General features: G+C 63.6%; 18 protein-coding genes. 7 read left to right on the top strand and 11 right to left on the bottom strand.

The genetic code is table 11. The features are described from left to right. Nucleotides 1-29: 29 nt before the first annotated feature. The 9 genes from DENOEST_RS17435 to DENOEST_RS17395 form a co-directional block, all read right to left on the bottom strand. Nucleotides 30-455, bottom strand: coding sequence for a Zn-ribbon domain-containing OB-fold protein (locus DENOEST_RS17435; protein ID WP_170228100.1), 426 nt, complete (start codon nucleotides 453-455; stop codon nucleotides 30-32). A 154-nt stretch (nucleotides 456-609) separates the two neighbouring features. Then, complete coding sequence (locus tag DENOEST_RS17430; protein ID WP_170228099.1) at nucleotides 610-1803, bottom strand: helix-turn-helix transcriptional regulator; 1194 nt, start codon at nucleotides 1801-1803, stop codon at nucleotides 610-612. A gap of 430 nt (nucleotides 1804-2233) precedes the next feature. Continuing rightward, complete coding sequence (locus tag DENOEST_RS17425; protein WP_145769531.1) at nucleotides 2234-3133, bottom strand: AEC family transporter; 900 nt, start codon at nucleotides 3131-3133, stop codon at nucleotides 2234-2236. A gap of 140 nt (nucleotides 3134-3273) precedes the next feature. Continuing rightward, a complete protein-coding gene (locus DENOEST_RS17420) occupies nucleotides 3274-3465 on the bottom strand; it encodes a hypothetical protein (protein ID WP_145769530.1) in 192 nt (63 codons plus the stop codon). A 60-nt stretch (nucleotides 3466-3525) separates the two neighbouring features. Then, a complete protein-coding gene (locus DENOEST_RS17415) occupies nucleotides 3526-4158 on the bottom strand; it encodes a hypothetical protein (protein ID WP_145769529.1) in 633 nt (210 codons plus the stop codon). A 5-nt stretch (nucleotides 4159-4163) separates the two neighbouring features. Then, on the bottom strand, nucleotides 4164-4430 hold the full coding sequence (locus DENOEST_RS17410) for a DUF2249 domain-containing protein (RefSeq protein ID WP_145769528.1): 267 nt from the start codon (nucleotides 4428-4430) through the stop codon (nucleotides 4164-4166). Nucleotides 4431-4477: 47 nt separating this feature from the next. Beyond that, nucleotides 4478-4879, bottom strand: coding sequence for a hemerythrin domain-containing protein (locus DENOEST_RS17405; RefSeq protein ID WP_145769527.1), 402 nt, complete (start codon nucleotides 4877-4879; stop codon nucleotides 4478-4480). After that, nucleotides 4876-5958: a hypothetical protein gene (locus DENOEST_RS17400; RefSeq protein WP_145769526.1), complete on the bottom strand. Its 1083-nt coding sequence runs from the start codon at nucleotides 5956-5958 to the stop codon at nucleotides 4876-4878. The genes DENOEST_RS17405 and DENOEST_RS17400 overlap by 4 nt, the downstream gene beginning before the upstream one ends. A 5-nt stretch (nucleotides 5959-5963) precedes the next feature. After that, nucleotides 5964-6290, bottom strand: coding sequence for a metal-sulfur cluster assembly factor (locus DENOEST_RS17395; RefSeq protein ID WP_145769525.1), 327 nt, complete (start codon nucleotides 6288-6290; stop codon nucleotides 5964-5966). Nucleotides 6291-6379: 89 nt separating this feature from the next. Here DENOEST_RS17395 and DENOEST_RS17390 point away from each other — a divergent pair, with 89 nt between their 5' ends. Both DENOEST_RS17390 and DENOEST_RS17385 read left to right on the top strand, forming a co-directional pair. Continuing rightward, on the top strand, nucleotides 6380-6823 hold the full coding sequence (locus DENOEST_RS17390) for an RrF2 family transcriptional regulator (protein WP_145769524.1): 444 nt from the start codon (nucleotides 6380-6382) through the stop codon (nucleotides 6821-6823). A 93-nt stretch (nucleotides 6824-6916) separates the two neighbouring features. Next, on the top strand, nucleotides 6917-7789 hold the full coding sequence (locus DENOEST_RS17385) for an amidohydrolase family protein (RefSeq protein WP_145769523.1): 873 nt from the start codon (nucleotides 6917-6919) through the stop codon (nucleotides 7787-7789). Between the two features lie 107 nt (nucleotides 7790-7896). Here DENOEST_RS17385 and ftsY read toward each other — a convergent pair whose 3' ends face one another. After that, entirely contained in the window at nucleotides 7897-8895 is a 999-nt protein-coding gene (gene ftsY / locus DENOEST_RS17380) for a signal recognition particle-docking protein FtsY (RefSeq protein WP_145769522.1), read from the bottom strand. A 78-nt stretch (nucleotides 8896-8973) separates the two neighbouring features. Here ftsY and DENOEST_RS17375 point away from each other — a divergent pair, with 78 nt between their 5' ends. Genes DENOEST_RS17375 through DENOEST_RS17355 form a run of 5 tightly spaced genes read left to right on the top strand, consistent with a single transcriptional unit; the run spans nucleotide 8974 to nucleotide 12917 of the window. Then, the gene (locus tag DENOEST_RS17375; RefSeq protein ID WP_145769521.1) at nucleotides 8974-10326 is read left to right on the top strand and encodes a M16 family metallopeptidase; all 1353 of its coding nucleotides are present in this window, start codon (nucleotides 8974-8976) and stop codon (nucleotides 10324-10326) included. 14 nt (nucleotides 10327-10340) lie between these two features. Then, on the top strand, nucleotides 10341-11627 hold the full coding sequence (locus DENOEST_RS17370) for a M16 family metallopeptidase (RefSeq protein WP_232096532.1): 1287 nt from the start codon (nucleotides 10341-10343) through the stop codon (nucleotides 11625-11627). Between the two features lies 1 nt (nucleotide 11628). After that, on the top strand, nucleotides 11629-12162 hold the full coding sequence (rsmD, locus tag DENOEST_RS17365; protein ID WP_145769519.1) for a 16S rRNA (guanine(966)-N(2))-methyltransferase RsmD: 534 nt from the start codon (nucleotides 11629-11631) through the stop codon (nucleotides 12160-12162). Next, nucleotides 12159-12647 (top strand): pantetheine-phosphate adenylyltransferase, encoded by a 489-nt coding sequence (gene coaD / locus DENOEST_RS17360; protein WP_145769518.1) that lies wholly within the window; start codon nucleotides 12159-12161, stop codon nucleotides 12645-12647. Before rsmD ends, coaD begins: the two co-directional genes overlap by 4 nt. Nucleotides 12648-12665: 18 nt before the next feature. Next, nucleotides 12666-12917 carry a YfhL family 4Fe-4S dicluster ferredoxin gene (locus tag DENOEST_RS17355; RefSeq protein ID WP_145769517.1) on the top strand — a complete coding sequence of 84 codons (252 nt, stop codon included), beginning with the start codon at nucleotides 12666-12668 and terminating at the stop codon, nucleotides 12915-12917. Between the two features lie 190 nt (nucleotides 12918-13107). Here the strand turns inward: DENOEST_RS17355 and mutM are convergent, their stop codons facing one another. After that, nucleotides 13108-13932, bottom strand: coding sequence for a bifunctional DNA-formamidopyrimidine glycosylase/DNA-(apurinic or apyrimidinic site) lyase (gene mutM / locus DENOEST_RS17350; RefSeq protein ID WP_145769516.1), 825 nt, complete (start codon nucleotides 13930-13932; stop codon nucleotides 13108-13110). Between the last annotated feature and the right edge of the window lie 35 nt (nucleotides 13933-13967).

Below are 13967 nucleotides of genomic sequence, written 5' to 3'. Positions count from 1 at the left end.
CGCTCCCATTCGTTGAATATCGGATGCCGTCACAGCTGCCGGGCTTTCCAGGTCACCACTTCGACACCGTCCTCGTCCCGATAAAGGGGGGCCAGGACGAGTTCCACCTCCGCCCCGGAGCGCACCTGCCGGGGATCGTCCGCCACGATCTGGGCCAGTACCCGCAGGCCGTCCTGCGTCAGATCGACGACGCCGACGGCATAGGGATTGAAGGGCGCGTCGTATTTGGAAGGCGTGGGCGGCGGAAAATTCTGGATGGTATGGCTCCAGAGCGTGCCTCGGGGACCGAACTGGGCCGGCTCCATCTCGCTGCCGGCACAACCGGGGTTATGGCAATGGGCCGCCGCGGGGAAATAAGGCGTGCGGCACGTCTTGCACCTGGAGCCGGACAGGCGCAGCCCTGTTTCCGTCTCGATAAATAGGCCTTCGACAACCGGTCGCGTTCTGGCTTTCATCTCTAATCTCCCCTCTTCCGCAGATGGACTCATCGATAGCGGGGACGACTTTAGTCTTATCGGCTCAGAACGGAGACCTCCATTTGGAGGTAGGTATTCTCCAGCCAGACCGGAGGTACTGAGAGACTTGCACCAGGAGCAGCTGGCGCCGAGATCACCCGATAGATGCCACGCTGCTCAAGATCAGGCGCACCAAGGTGGTTTGCCGTGTTGCCCCAGTCTTCAGAAAGATCGAACGTAGGTAGGCCCGTACCGTATTCTTCCTGATTCCCACTTCGGTAGCCGCCTCGTCCAGGCTTAGGCCGCTGGCCAACATCAAAGCCAGGTTCGCTTCCGCGTTGGTGAACCCAAACAGCTGCTTCAATACCGTAAGTGATGGCGCTGCGTTGATATCCGGATCCCGGATGAAAAGCACGACCGACGGGCGCACCCCACCATCCCGTTGCAGGATTGGTCGGACCAGGACACTCAGCTTGGCAGAACCTGATGGCCTACTGATGGAAATCGCGTCTGATGGAATGGTATCTCGGGGTTGACCGTTCCTGGCCAAGGATAGCTCTAGGGCCTGGCGGATGATCTGCTGCAGGTCCCGGTCCTCATGCCCATAACTGGCGTGGAGCCGGTTTCGGCTCAATGCAATGCCGTCGTTCTTGGCTAGAATCCCGTTTGCCACATCATTGCAATGCAGTACGCTCCCCCACTCATCCAGAACCACGGTGCCCACCTGCATCTGGGATACGGTCTGGGCGTAGAAGCTCCGTTCCGATGCGGTGACCTCCAGCCGCGACTGTAAATCAAGAGCTTGCTCGAAATGCGGTAGCAGCATCTGGCAGAGGTTCTTCTCGCCTTCCGTAAAGGCACCTTGCTGGGTGGATCGCGTTATTCTCAAACGGAATTCGGCTCCTCCTTCGACCAGGATATCCGCCCCCAAGATGTAACGGATCTGTTCCGGTTCGACGAACTGCTTGTAGAAGTCGCTGTTCAACCAGTTCTCCACATCGACTACATCATCGATCGAGACGACGCAGTGGGCTGGTAGCCCCACGAAAGGGTCTTTTGAAAAGACTTCGTGCTCGTTGTAGGCGTCCTGGTAAACCTCCGGACCCTGACCCTGGCCCCGATCCCTGACCATGAAAGCCGGTTGCCTGGCGGACGCGGGCCGCAAGACGAAAGTTGTTTTGTTGGCTCGGAGGCAGTCCCGCATCATGGCTGCGGCACTGCACCATGGAACGGATTCCAGAGGACCTTTATAGACGAGCCGGATCAATTCACTGAACTGCTCAAGGTTTACTGGCCAGCCATTGAGGAGTTCCGAACCATTTGCATTAGGAAGAACCTCGCTCGTCATCGCATTCCTCATTCACTCAAGGACGTATGTCCCCCATTAGCGTCGATTATTGTGGTGAGCATGCTTGAAGGGCAAATTTAACATTGCGGGGAAACTTGGCCAAGCATTTCAGTTTTTTAGAACTGAATGCAATCGCGAAGAATAGCCAGATATTTCCTAGGCCCGACAGACTTTATTCCCAAGCATCCAATAACAATTGCAATATTTTGGATTTCCGACAGACTTTGTTTAGTTTTTGCTAATTTCGCTCCCCAATTGAATCAATAAGTTGGAATCACCACTCCCGACAGACTTTATTACTTCCGGTCATTGGCGATCGGTCGGTATCGAAGACAGACAACAGGTTCTCCCGCAGCCACTGATTGTCAGGATCTGCATCCATGGACGCATGCCAGTAGAGGCGGATATTCATCTCTTCCGGCGTGAATCGTCAGCGCGCCAGGGCCAGCCATAGGGGAATGGTGACCATGGCGAGAATGGTGGTGACGGAAATCACCCAGGCCACGGCGGCGCCGTCGCCGTTCATGCGCTGGGCGAGGATGTAGGCGGAGCTGGCCACGGGCAGGGTGGCGAAGATCAGGGTGGTGTCGGCATCCACGCCGGAGAGGTGGAGTAGGGTGTTGGAGAGCAGGGCCACGACGGGCAACAGCAGCAACTTGACCGTCATCAGATAGGCTGCCGCGGGCCGGGCCTGGGGGCTGAGGCCACCACGCAGTCTGAGGGCAGCCCCTACGGACATCAGGCCGAGAGCGATGGAGGCGTCGGAAAGACGGGTGAGGAAGGCTCGCAGCGGCTCCGCCACGCCCAGCCCCAGGCTGCTCCAGATCAGGGCGACGACGGTGGACAGGATCAACGGATTGCGCGCCAGTTCGCGCCAGATGCCCAGCTTGCCGTGGCGGGCCAGCATCCAGACGGCGCTGGCATTGGCGATGGGCACGGTGACGCCGCAGATCAGTCCCATGGCGGCGATGCCAGCGCCGCCGTTGATCTTGGCCGCTACGGCCAGGGCGATGTAGGAATTGAAACGGTAGGCGCACTGGAACAGGGAAGCGAACTGTACCGGGGGCAGGGTGAACAGCCAGCGCGCCAGGAGGCCCAGCAAGATACCGCTGCCCATGATGAGCGCACCGCTGAGGGCGAGGGGTGCAGCACTGGAGAGGCTGACGGTCTGGCGGGTGATGGCGTTGAACAGCAGGGCCGGAAACAGGATGAAATACACCAGTTTTTCCAGTCCGGTCCAGAAGTGGTCACCTAGATGAAAGACGCGCCGCAGCCAGGCGCCTAGGGCGATCAGGGCAAAATCCGGCAGCAGGAGCAGGGCAGTTTGCATGAAACCAGGTGAAGGGGGAAAGCCTGGATATTACGGCTTTCCCTGGCGACGCCAAGCCTTCCCGCCGGTTCCGATGCGGTATTCGCGCTATCGCTGCCGGCGCGGTGGGAAACGCCCTGCCGGCGAATTGCTACCGACAGTTAACCGGCAGGGTCTGCCGGCGCAGCGGACAGCAGCGCTTCCCAGGAGGAGTCGAAGCCGGACTCGCCGTCCGGTTCGGGGAGTGGGGCCATGTCGGCGGCCGAGCGGGGGAGAGAACAGGCCTGCCGCAAGGAAGCACTGCCGGCTCCCGTGCGTTCCGCGATGGTGCAAAGTTCGTCAAGCGTGACCATGATGACCCTCCTTGGGAAAACTCACGGTCCCAGCTTAGGAAACCCCAGCGCATTGATCAACTATTGATCTGATCGCTTCCAGCTATCGCTCCGCCGCACCAGAAAGACCGCCGGATCTCTGCCATGGTCCAGCAGTACGCGGCGCACCCGTTCCTGCCAAAGGGTGCCGAAGCGGCCCTGTTCCTCGGTGCTGGCCAGGCCGCCGAGACAACGCTGCATCAGCGGGGACAGCTCCGGGTCGGCGGGTATCGGGCGCAGGTCGGCAGCCACATCCACCTGGCCACCCCCGTCGAGGCGGGTGTAACGGATCTCCTGGGGTATATCGGCAGCGTAATGGAGCAGGTCGCGGCGGACGAAGCGGCCCGCCAGACCCTTGAAGCCCCCCTCGCCAGCGGCGCCGGTGATCATGCTTACCACGCTAGCCATCACCCCGGTGACGCCGGCTTCGCAGGGGCTGCGGAATTGCACCCGTAGGCCGCCCCGCTCCGGCACCTGGTCCGGGTAGAGGGCATCCAGGGCCAGCACGGTCATCCAGTAGGCGGACGCCACCGTGGGACAGGAGTGGCCGGCCAGCCTGACGGCATCGGGATAGCCGTAGTCGATCAGGCCGCCCTCCGCCGCGCCGAGAAAGTCGGCCAGGGGATCCCGCAGCCGCACCCGGGGCACGGCGTCGAAAAAGGCCGGATAGCCCATGGGCTTCAGGCGGCCTGCTTGACGAAGTCGATCACGATGGCGCCGGGCTCCCGTTGCAGGTAACGGATATCCACGGCGGCGCCGTAGCGATTGTTGAGCTGGTCCAGCAGGGGCAGGGGATCATGGTCGTTGCAGAAACGCATGGTCTCCCCCGGTTGTAGGGCGTCCAGGGCGCCGAAGATGGCGGCATGGCGGAAACGCTTGGCGATACCCCGGGCATCGAAGGGGTAGATGGCGTCGGGGGACAGATGTAGATGGGCTTTGGGGTTCATGGTGATGCTCCTTTGTGGTTGAGGGTGATGGGGTTGGAAATGAAGGGCTAGGAGGATGCCGTGAGGCATTGACCCAGCTCCCGGAGAGATTCCGGTTTCAGCAGGGCTTCGACGGCAACGAACAGTTCCCGCTCCTCGAAGCGGACGTGTTCCCGCAGCGCAATGCCGAAGGAAGCCAATGCGTCGGCATCGCCTTCCTCGACGGCAGCAGCCAGGCGCCGCATTTCGTCGTGCTCGTGCCGGGTTCGTTCAGCCAGAGCCGCGGCGCCGGCTCGCTCCAGGAAAGGCAGTAGAAACCTTTCCTCGGCAAGGAAATGGGGGTTCAGTTCCCGATCGAAGCGGCGCCCCAGGTCTGCCGGGGACAGGGCGCCGGCGGCAATGCGCTGGGCCATGACCAGCGCGCCATGGTGTTCCCGGGAAAGCCCGGCCAGGGCCTCGGTGCGCTTCATTGGCGGCGCCCCCGGATCACGCTGCCGATCATGGTGACGATGAACAGCAGCAGCGCCAGGCCGTTGGCGATGCCGCCGGCCTGGGCCAGATTCAGGCCGGCTCCCAGATCCCCCGCCAGACGGAGCGTCAGGGACAGATGGAGGGCCGCCAGGGGCAGGTAGAACACCGGGTGGTAAGGGATCTTCACTTTCAGCACCGCTGGAAAGATGATCGGGGCGTGGCCGAAGATCATGGAAAAGACAAAGCCCAGGAACACCGTGTGGAGAGAGGCGTCCCGCAGGCCCGGCGCCGGGCTGAGAATTTCCAGCAGGCCCAGGAGGCCGGCCGTTGCCAGCCAGGCGTAGCCGGAGAGCAGGCAGACGGCGATGAAGCGGGTCAGGCCCTGCTGGCGCACGGTGGTCCGGGCGATGTCGTAGCGCAGCAGCCAGAAGGCCAGGCCCAACAGACCCAGGGCGTAGAGGATCTGGCCGGGAACGGGACGGGCCAGACCCAGCGCCGCCGCCAGGGGCAGCAGCCCCGCCAGAACCGCGAATCCCCTTCGCGCCAGCGGCGGCGTGGGCAGCAGGCGGGTCAACTCCAGCCGTTCTCCGGCGATGGTGAGCACCAGGAAACTCATCCACCAGGGTACGGCCGCGACCATGTCGGTGGTCAGCCACCAGACCAGATTGCCGGTCAGCCAGCACAGGGCGGCCAGGGCCAGGGTGACGGTGAATGATGCGAATTGCTGGCGCACTACCTGGAAGCTGGCCACGAACAAGATCGCGGCGGCGAACACAAAGGCTCCCCGGGTCAAGGCTGGAGGCACGCCAGCCAGAAGGAGGAGCCCACCCAGGCCGGCGGCCAGGGGCGCCAGGTAGGCCCAGCCCCTGGCCAGGGCCACGGCCCGTTCCAGGCTGATCACGGTGCCGAGGAAGGCACAGATCATCAGTGCTCCATGACCGCCGGCCTGGGCCAGCACCGGGGCAGGCAAGTCCACGGCAAGCCGGGACAGGCCCGCCAGCACACCAACCACCAGGGCCGCCATGCCCATCAGCAGTAGGGGCAGGCGCAGCGCGGGGGAGGGCGGGAGCAAGCGCATCGTCTTTACCAGCCGAAATGCTGGCGGGCCTCGTCGCTCATCCGGGCCGGTTCCCAGGGGGGCTCCCAGACCAGGTCCACCTGGAGCGGAAAGCCGTCCGGCAGCAGGCGCCGCAGCCGGTCTTCGACCTCCTCCAGGATCATTTCACCCATGGGACAGGCCGGGGAGGTCATGGTCATCTCCAGCCGCAGCTCGTCTGGCGTCAGGTCGATGCTATAGATCAGGCCCATGTCCACGATGTTCATGCCCACCTCTGGGTCCACCACCTCCCGCAGGGCATCGCGCAGGGCATCGGGATCGGGAAGGGAAGCCCCTTCTATTTCTATGGTCATGACAAATTTAAAGCTGTATTATTTGTACAGCTTCAGGCTATCATTGTCCAAAATCAAAAGCAATATATTTTTTGCATCTTAAATCCGCCATGCGCCTGACCACATTTTCCGACTACACGCTACGGGTGCTGATGTACCTGGCCCTGGATCTGGACCACCTAGCCACCATCCCCGAGATTGCGGCGGCCTACGGTATTTCGGAAAACCACCTGATGAAGGTGGTGCATCAATTGGCCAAAAGCGGCGTGGTGGAGTCGATCCGCGGCAAGGGTGGCGGCATCCGCCTGGCACGGCCCCCCGAGGAAATCCGCCTGGGCCAGGTGGTGCGGACCAGCGAGGGCAACGCCCCCATCGTGGAATGCCTCGCCGGCGCGGAAAATACCTGTCACATCACCCCGGCCTGCCGCCTCACCGGCATTCTGGTGCAGGCTTTCAATGCCCTCTACGATTCCCTGGACCAATACACCCTGGCGGATCTGGTGAAGAACCGGAAGACCCTGGCGCCATTGATGTTCAGTCGGCTGGACCGCTGACGGACCCTCTCCGCCGCTGCCGCAACATCACGGCAGCGGGCACAATGGCGGGCGACGCAGCATTGTCGCCATAACAATTACGGAGGAGACGCCATGGCTATGCCAGGCAATGTGAAGATCATCGACCTGATGATGGGCATACCGGGAGAGGACAACAGCGGCTGGTACGCGTTCATCAAGCCCATGCTGATGGACGAGGAAAGCCACAAGCAGTTCAAGATGCCGGCCCAGTACATGTTCAAGGACATTCCCCAGGCCGGCCGGCAGTCCGACTATGTGGCCTATGTGATCGAGCAGATGGACCGCTACAACATCGAGCGTTCCATGATCGGCATCGACGACGGCAACGCGCCCCATCTGGCGGCTCTCAAGCGCCGGCCAGACCGCTTCTTCGCTTCCTACGAGGCCAATCCAAACAAGGGCATGGAGGAAGTGCGGAAGATCCGCCGCCTCCACAAGGAGTACGGCATCAAGGCGGTGACCGCTTTCCCCTCGGGGCTTTGCCCCCAGGTGCCCATCGACGACCGGAAGTGGTATCCCATCTACGCCACCTGTATCGACCTGGACATCCCCATCTGCATGTGCGTCGGCGTGCCCGGCCCGCGCCTGCCCCTGGCGCCCCAGAAGGTGGAGTTGCTGGACGAGGTGTGCTGGTTCTTCCCGGAGCTGAAGGTGGTGATGCGCCACGGGGCCGAACCCTGGGAGAAGCTGGCCTGGAAGCTGATGCTGAAGTACCCCAACCTCTATTACATGACCACTGCTTTCGCTCCCAAGCACTATCCCCAGGAGATCATCAACTTCGCCAACACCCGGGGCGCGGACAAGATTCTCTACGCCGGCTACTTCCCGATGGGGATTTCCCTGGAACGCATCTTCAAAGACATGCCCCACGTGCCCTTCAACGACGACGTCTGGCCCAAGTTCCTGCGGGAGAACGCGCTACGGGTGTTCAAGCTGGAGGGCTGAATCCACCGTTGATCAAGGCGGAATGCGTCATTCCGGCGCAAGCCGGAATCCAGAAAACGGACTGGACACCGGCATTCGCCGGTGTGACGGGTTTGATCAGTGCGCCCCTAGGCATTGTCCTCGAACAGCGCCGAAACGAATTCACCGGCGCTGAAGGGTTGCAGGTCGTCGATGCCCTCGCCGACACCGATGAAGCGCACGGGCTTGGGGCACTGGCGGGAAATGGCGGCCAGTACGCCGCCCTTGGCGGTGCCGTCGAGCTTGGTCACCACCAGCCCGGTGACGTCGATGGCCTTGTCGAAGGCCTTCACCTGGGCGATGGCGTTCTGGCCGATGTTGGCGTCCAGCACCAGCAGCACCTCGTGGGGGCCGCTGGGCTCGGCCTTCTGGATCACCCGCCGCACCTTGGCGATCTCCTCCATCAGGTGCAGCTGGGTGGGCAGCCGGCCGGCGGTGTCGGCCAGCACCACATCGATGCCCCGGGCACGGGCGGCGGCGATGGCGTCGAACACCACGGCCGCCGGATCGCCGGATTCCTGGGCGATCACCGTCACGCCGTTGCGCTCGCCCCAGGTCATCAGCTGCTCCCGGGCGGCGGCGCGGAAGGTGTCGCCGGCGGCCAGCAGCACGCTGTGGCCCTGGCCCTGGAAATACTTGGCCAGCTTGCCGATGGAGGTGGTCTTGCCCGCCCCGTTCACCCCCGCGATCATGATCACGAAGGGGCGGTGGTGCGCCAGGTCCAGGGCTTGCTCCAAGGGCTGCAGCATCTGCTCCAGCAGTTCGCTCAGGGCCTGCTGCAACTGGGCCGGGGACTCCAGCTTGTCCCGCTTGACCCGGGCCTTGAGTTCGTCCAGCAGCCATTGAGTGGCATCCACGCCGCAGTCGGCCATCAGCAGGGTGGATTCCAGCTCCTCCAGCAGTTCGTCGTCGATCCTGGCGCGGCGGAACAGGCCGGAGAGTTTGCCCCCCAGGTTGGCCCGGGTCTTGGACAGGCCGGCCTTGAGGCGCTCGGCCCAGGAAAGTCTGGGGGCCTCGGCGGCGGGGGTTTCCGGCGCGGCAACGGCGTCCGCCGGGGGGGTATCTTTCTTTTTGAAGAAACTCAGCATGGGGAAAACAGTCTAGAGGAGGCCGCGCTATGATGCGCGGCTCGAAAAGCCCAAGTCTAACAAAGCACTGGAACCTTCATGAAAAGACTCTTGCTTTGCGCCGTGCTGCTGCTCTCCGCGACGGTCCAGGCCAATCCCTATGAAACCCGGCTGGCCAACGGCCTGCGCATCATCGTCAAGGAAGACCACCGGGCGCCCACTGCGGTGCAGATGGTGTGGTACCGCGCCGGCAGCATGGACGAGCAGGAGGGTACGTCCGGCGTGGCCCATGTGCTGGAACACATGATGTTCAAGGGCACGAAAAAAATCGCTCCTGGAGCGTTCTCGCGCCGGGTGGCGGCCATGGGTGGCCGGGAAAACGCCTTCACCAGCCTGGATTACACCGCCTATTTCCAGCAGGTGCCAAAGGGCCGGCTGGCGGACGTGATGGCTCTGGAAGCGGACCGGATGGCCAACCTGAAGCTGGACGCCAAGGAATTCGCCTCCGAAATCAAGGTGGTGATGGAGGAGCGCCGCATGCGCACCGAGGACGAGCCCATCGCCAAGGTCCATGAGGCCATGCGGGCCGTGGCCTTTCAGGCCCATCCCTATCACCGCCCTGTCATCGGCTGGATGGACGACCTGGAACACATGAGTTGGCTCGATGCCCGGGGCTGGTATCGGGACTGGTACAACCCGGCCAACGCCTACGTGGTCATTGTCGGCGACGTGGATCACGAGGAGGTGTTCCGCCTCGCCGCCAGGAATTTCGGCGCCATCCGCGCCCAGGCCCAGCCCGGGCGCAAGCCCCGCAACGAGCCGCGCCAGGAAGGGCTGCGCCGGGTCACGGTGAAGGCCCCGGCCAAGCTGCCCTATGTGGCCCTGGCCTGGAAGGTGCCCAAGCTGAAGGATGTGGAAAAGGACCGGGAGCCCTATGCCCTGGAGGTGCTGGCTACTCTGCTCGATGGCCATGATGCGGCCCGTTTCCCGCGCCGGCTGGTGCGGGAGGAGAAGATCGCCCAGAGCGCCGGGGCCAGCTACGGTGGCACGTTGCGGGGCGAGGCCCTATTCACCCTGGACGCACAGCCCGCCGAAGGCCGCACGGTGGCGGAGCTGGAAACCGCCCTGCGGGCCGAAATCACCCGCATCGTCCGGGAAGGCGTCTCCGCCGAGGAACTGGCCCGGGTCAAGGTGCAGACCATCGCCGGCCAGGTCTACAAGCGGGACTCCATGATGGGCCAGGCCATGGAGATCGGCCATGTGGAGGCCAGCGGCTACCACTGGCGCGACATCGATCGGATGCTGGAAAAGATCCGCAGCGTCAGCGCCGAAGAAGTGCAGGCGGTGGCCGCCAAATACTTCGGCGACGACACCCTGACCGTGGCCACCCTGGACCCCTTGCCCCTGGCCCAGGAAAAGCCCCCGGCCGCTCCCGCTCCCCACCGCCATTGATGATGAGCATCGCCATGAAAAAACTCTTTGCCCTGCTCCTGCTCTGCGTCTCCGCCGCCGTCCAGGCCGGCCCCCAGATCCAGCACTGGACCGCCCTCAGCGGCGCCCGGGTGTATTTCATCGAAAGCCATGCCCTGCCCATCCTGGACGTGCAGGTGGATTTCCTCGCCGGCTCGGTCTATGACCCCCCAGGCAAGTCCGGCCTGGCCGGTCTGACCAACGGCCTGCTCGATAGCGGCCTCAAGGACATGGACGAGGAGAAAATCGCTGGTCGCCTGGTGGATCTGGGGGCCCAGCTGGCCGGCTCCCTGGACTCGGACCGGGCCGGATTGCGTTTGCGCACCCTGTCCAGCGCCACGGAGCGGAATGGCGCCCTGGACCTGATGGCTGCCGTGCTGGCCGGTCCCACCTATCCGGCGGCCGTGCTGGAGCGTGAAAAAGCGCGCCACATCGCCGCCATCCAGGAAGCCGATACCCGGCCCGACAGCATCGCCGCCAAGCGTTTCGCTGCGGAGATCTACCCGGGCCACGGCTACGGCCTCCGCTCCACCGTGGACTCCATCAGCGCCATCGGTCGGGACGATCTGGTGGTCTTCCACGCCCGCCACTACAGCGCTGCCAATGCCGTCGTGTCCCTGATTGGCGACATTTCCCGGACCGAGGCGGAAGCCATCGCGCAAAGGCTTACCGCTGCGCTGCCAGCGGGGGAAAAACTGGCACCGCCGCCGGCCGTATCGCTGCCCGAGGCCAAACTGGTACGGGTGGCCCATCCGGCCAGTCAGAGCCACATCCATGTAGGCATGCCCGCCCTGCGTCGGGACGATCCCGACTACTACGCGCTGCTGGTGGGTAACTACACCCTGGGGGGCGGGGGCTTCGTCTCCCGCCTGATGCAGGAAGTGCGGGAGAAGCGCGGCTACGCCTATTCGGTCTATTCCTACCTGGCGCCGCGCCGCCTGGAGGGGCCCTTCGAGATCGGCCTGCAAACCAAGCGTGCCCAGGCCGGTGAGGCCTTGAAGGTGGTGAACGAGGTGCTGGCGAAGTTCCTCGCCGAGGGCCCCACGGCGCAGGAACTCAAGGCCGCCAAGCAGAATCTGGTGGATGGCCTGGCCTTGCGCCTGGACAGCAACGCCAAGCTGCTGTCCAATCTGGCGGCCATCGCCTTTTATCAACTGCCCCTGTCCTACCTGGACGACTATCCGGCCAAGGTGAATGCCGTCACCCGGGAGCAGGTGACGGCCGCCTTTGCCCGCCACGTGAAGCCCGAGCATCTGGTGACGGTGGTGGTGGCGGCCGATTGACGTGGCGCGGATACGCATCACCGGCGGCCAGTGGCGCAGCCGCCTGATCCAGGTGACGGACGCCGAAGGCCTGCGGCCCACGCCGGACCGGGTGCGGGAAACCCTGTTCAACTGGCTGGGCCAGAATCTTTCCGGGCTTTCCTGCCTGGATATCTTCGCCGGTAGCGGCATTCTGGGTTTCGAGGCCGCCTCACGGGGGGCCGGGCCGGTGACCCTGGTGGAGCGCAGCCGGACGGTTTTCAATCAACTTTGCCGCAATGCCGATGTCCTGGATGCAGCGGATCTCCGGCTAGTTTGCGGCGATGCGCTAAAATTCGTCTCCCCCGTCGCGGCGGGGTACGACTTGTTGTTTCTCGATCCCCCCTATCATCAGGGCTGGCTGGAGCGCATGGAACCCAAACTGCCGGGGCTGATCAAACCCCAGGGGCGGATTTACGCGGAAGCCGAGCATCCCCTGGAAAGCCTCGGTGCATGGCGGGTCGTAAAACGGGGACAGGCCGGGCAAGTCCATTTCCATCTATTGGAGCAGCCATGAGCACCACCATTGCCGTCTATGCAGGCACCTTCGATCCGCTCACCCGCGGTCACGAAGATATCGCCCGTCGGGCGGCCAATATTTTCGACCGGGTGATCATCGCCATCGCCGCCAGCGAAAAGAAAAAACCGATCTTCACCCTGGACGAGCGCATCGAGATCGCCCAGGAAGTGATGGGCGATCTGCCCAACGTGCAAGTGAAGGGATTTTCCAGTCTGCTGATGCAGTTCGCCCACCAGGAGAACGCCCATGTGGTGATTCGCGGTGTGCGGGCCGTCTCCGACTTCGACTACGAATTCCAGTTGGCGGGGATGAACCGTGATCTCTACCCGAAAATCGAGACCGTGTTCATGACGCCGGGAGAGCAGTACATGTTCATTTCCGCCACCCTGGTACGGGAGATTGCCGCCTTCGGCGGCGATGTCGCCAAGTTCGTGCCCCACCCCGTGGTGGCACGCCTCAAAGCCAAATACAACAGCAACTGAAACAAGGAAAACACCACCATGTCTTTGATGATTACCGACGAATGCATCAACTGCGACGTCTGCGAGCCCGAGTGCCCCAACAACGCCATCTCCCAGGGTGACGAGATCTACATCATCGATCCCAACAAGTGCACCGAGTGCGTCGGCCACTTCGATGAGCCCCAGTGCCGGGAAGTCTGTCCGGTGGATTGCATCCCCAACGACCCCGCCCACGAGGAGTCCAAGGACGCGCTGATGGCCAAGTTCCTCAAGCTCTCCGCCGAGAAGTAAGGCCCCCCCTTCGCTCCCCGTCGGGGGGGCGATACGGTTCGCTACGCTCGAATATCACGGGGAGCTACCGTGGAAGCAGGGCACCGTTTGCGCCTCCGGCGCGTGCCGCTTTCCCTCGTCCCACAGGGATTTCCTTCGGTCAGGGCGGCCCGGCGGGAAAGCTGCTGTTTCACGGTAACCTGCAAGAGATTCAGCGTTGGCAGCGGGGGCAGTAATAGGTCGCCCGCTGCCCCTGCCTGAACATGCGGATCACCCCGCCGCAGTGGCGGCAGGCCTGGCCTTCCCGTCCATAGACGAAGGTCTGAAGCTGGAAATACCCGCTCGTTCCGTCGCTATTGACGAAGTCCCGCAGGCTGCTGCCGCCGGCGGCGATGGCTTCGTTGAGGGTGGCCTTGATCGCCGGTACCAACCGACCGTAGCGAACCAGGGAAATTTTGCCGGCTGGGGTGCGCGGATTGATGCCGGCCCGGAACAGGCTTTCCGACGCGTAGATGTTGCCCACCCCCACCAGACGATGGCTGTCCATCAACGCGGTCTTGATGGCCGCCGTGAGGCCTCGCGTGGTCTCGAACAGCCAGCGGGGCGTGAAGGTCTCGTCCAGGGGCTCGATGCCCAGCACGGCCAGAAGTGGATGGGCTTCCGGCGCTCCTTCCAGCCAGAGCACGGCGCCGAAGCGGCGCGGGTCCCGCAAGCGCAGGGCCAGGGCTGTCCGACCCTGGCCGAAGAGCAGATCCAGGTGGTCGTGCTTCTCGGGTGCCCGGCTGGCCGGAACCAGGCGCAGGCTGCCGGACATGCCCAGATGGATCAACAGATGGCCTGTTCCGAAATCCAGTAACAGGTATTTGCCCCGGCGCCGGATCGCCAGCAGTTCCTGTCCCGCCAGACGCCGGGCCAGGTCGGCCGGCAGGGGATAGCGCAGGGCCGGCACCCGCGCCAGGGCGCCGCTGGCCCGCCGCCCCAGCAGAACGGGAGCGATACCCTGGCGGGTCACCTCGACTTCGGGCAGCTCGGGCATGGGGGGCGAACCGTGGATGAAACTGCTAACATCGA

The organism is Denitratisoma oestradiolicum (genome assembly GCF_902813185.1).
In the GTDB taxonomy this organism is placed as follows: Bacteria; Pseudomonadota; Gammaproteobacteria; order Burkholderiales; family Rhodocyclaceae; genus Denitratisoma; species Denitratisoma oestradiolicum.
Note: the sequence above shows the minus strand (reverse complement) of the source record. Positions and strands in the feature narration are given on the sequence as shown.

Coding starts and splice junctions, on each gene's coding strand:
- DENOEST_RS17435 (WP_170228100.1), bottom strand. CDS start 455: ATGAAAGCCAGAACGCGACCGGTTGTCGAAGGCCTATTTATCGAGACG.
- DENOEST_RS17430 (WP_170228099.1), bottom strand. CDS start 1,803: ATGACGAGCGAGGTTCTTCCTAATGCAAATGGTTCGGAACTCCTCAAT.
- DENOEST_RS17425 (WP_145769531.1), bottom strand. CDS start 3,133: ATGCAAACTGCCCTGCTCCTGCTGCCGGATTTTGCCCTGATCGCCCTA.
- DENOEST_RS17420 (WP_145769530.1), bottom strand. CDS start 3,465: ATGGTCACGCTTGACGAACTTTGCACCATCGCGGAACGCACGGGAGCC.
- DENOEST_RS17415 (WP_145769529.1), bottom strand. CDS start 4,158: ATGGGCTATCCGGCCTTTTTCGACGCCGTGCCCCGGGTGCGGCTGCGG.
- DENOEST_RS17410 (WP_145769528.1), bottom strand. CDS start 4,430: ATGAACCCCAAAGCCCATCTACATCTGTCCCCCGACGCCATCTACCCC.
- DENOEST_RS17405 (WP_145769527.1), bottom strand. CDS start 4,879: ATGAAGCGCACCGAGGCCCTGGCCGGGCTTTCCCGGGAACACCATGGC.
- DENOEST_RS17400 (WP_145769526.1), bottom strand. CDS start 5,958: ATGCGCTTGCTCCCGCCCTCCCCCGCGCTGCGCCTGCCCCTACTGCTG.
- DENOEST_RS17395 (WP_145769525.1), bottom strand. CDS start 6,290: ATGACCATAGAAATAGAAGGGGCTTCCCTTCCCGATCCCGATGCCCTG.
- DENOEST_RS17390 (WP_145769524.1), top strand. CDS start 6,380: ATGCGCCTGACCACATTTTCCGACTACACGCTACGGGTGCTGATGTAC.
- DENOEST_RS17385 (WP_145769523.1), top strand. CDS start 6,917: ATGGCTATGCCAGGCAATGTGAAGATCATCGACCTGATGATGGGCATA.
- ftsY (WP_145769522.1), bottom strand. CDS start 8,895: ATGCTGAGTTTCTTCAAAAAGAAAGATACCCCCCCGGCGGACGCCGTT.
- DENOEST_RS17375 (WP_145769521.1), top strand. CDS start 8,974: ATGAAAAGACTCTTGCTTTGCGCCGTGCTGCTGCTCTCCGCGACGGTC.
- DENOEST_RS17370 (WP_232096532.1), top strand. CDS start 10,341: ATGAAAAAACTCTTTGCCCTGCTCCTGCTCTGCGTCTCCGCCGCCGTC.
- coaD (WP_145769518.1), top strand. CDS start 12,159: ATGAGCACCACCATTGCCGTCTATGCAGGCACCTTCGATCCGCTCACC.
- DENOEST_RS17355 (WP_145769517.1), top strand. CDS start 12,666: ATGTCTTTGATGATTACCGACGAATGCATCAACTGCGACGTCTGCGAG.
- mutM (WP_145769516.1), bottom strand. CDS start 13,932: ATGCCCGAGCTGCCCGAAGTCGAGGTGACCCGCCAGGGTATCGCTCCC.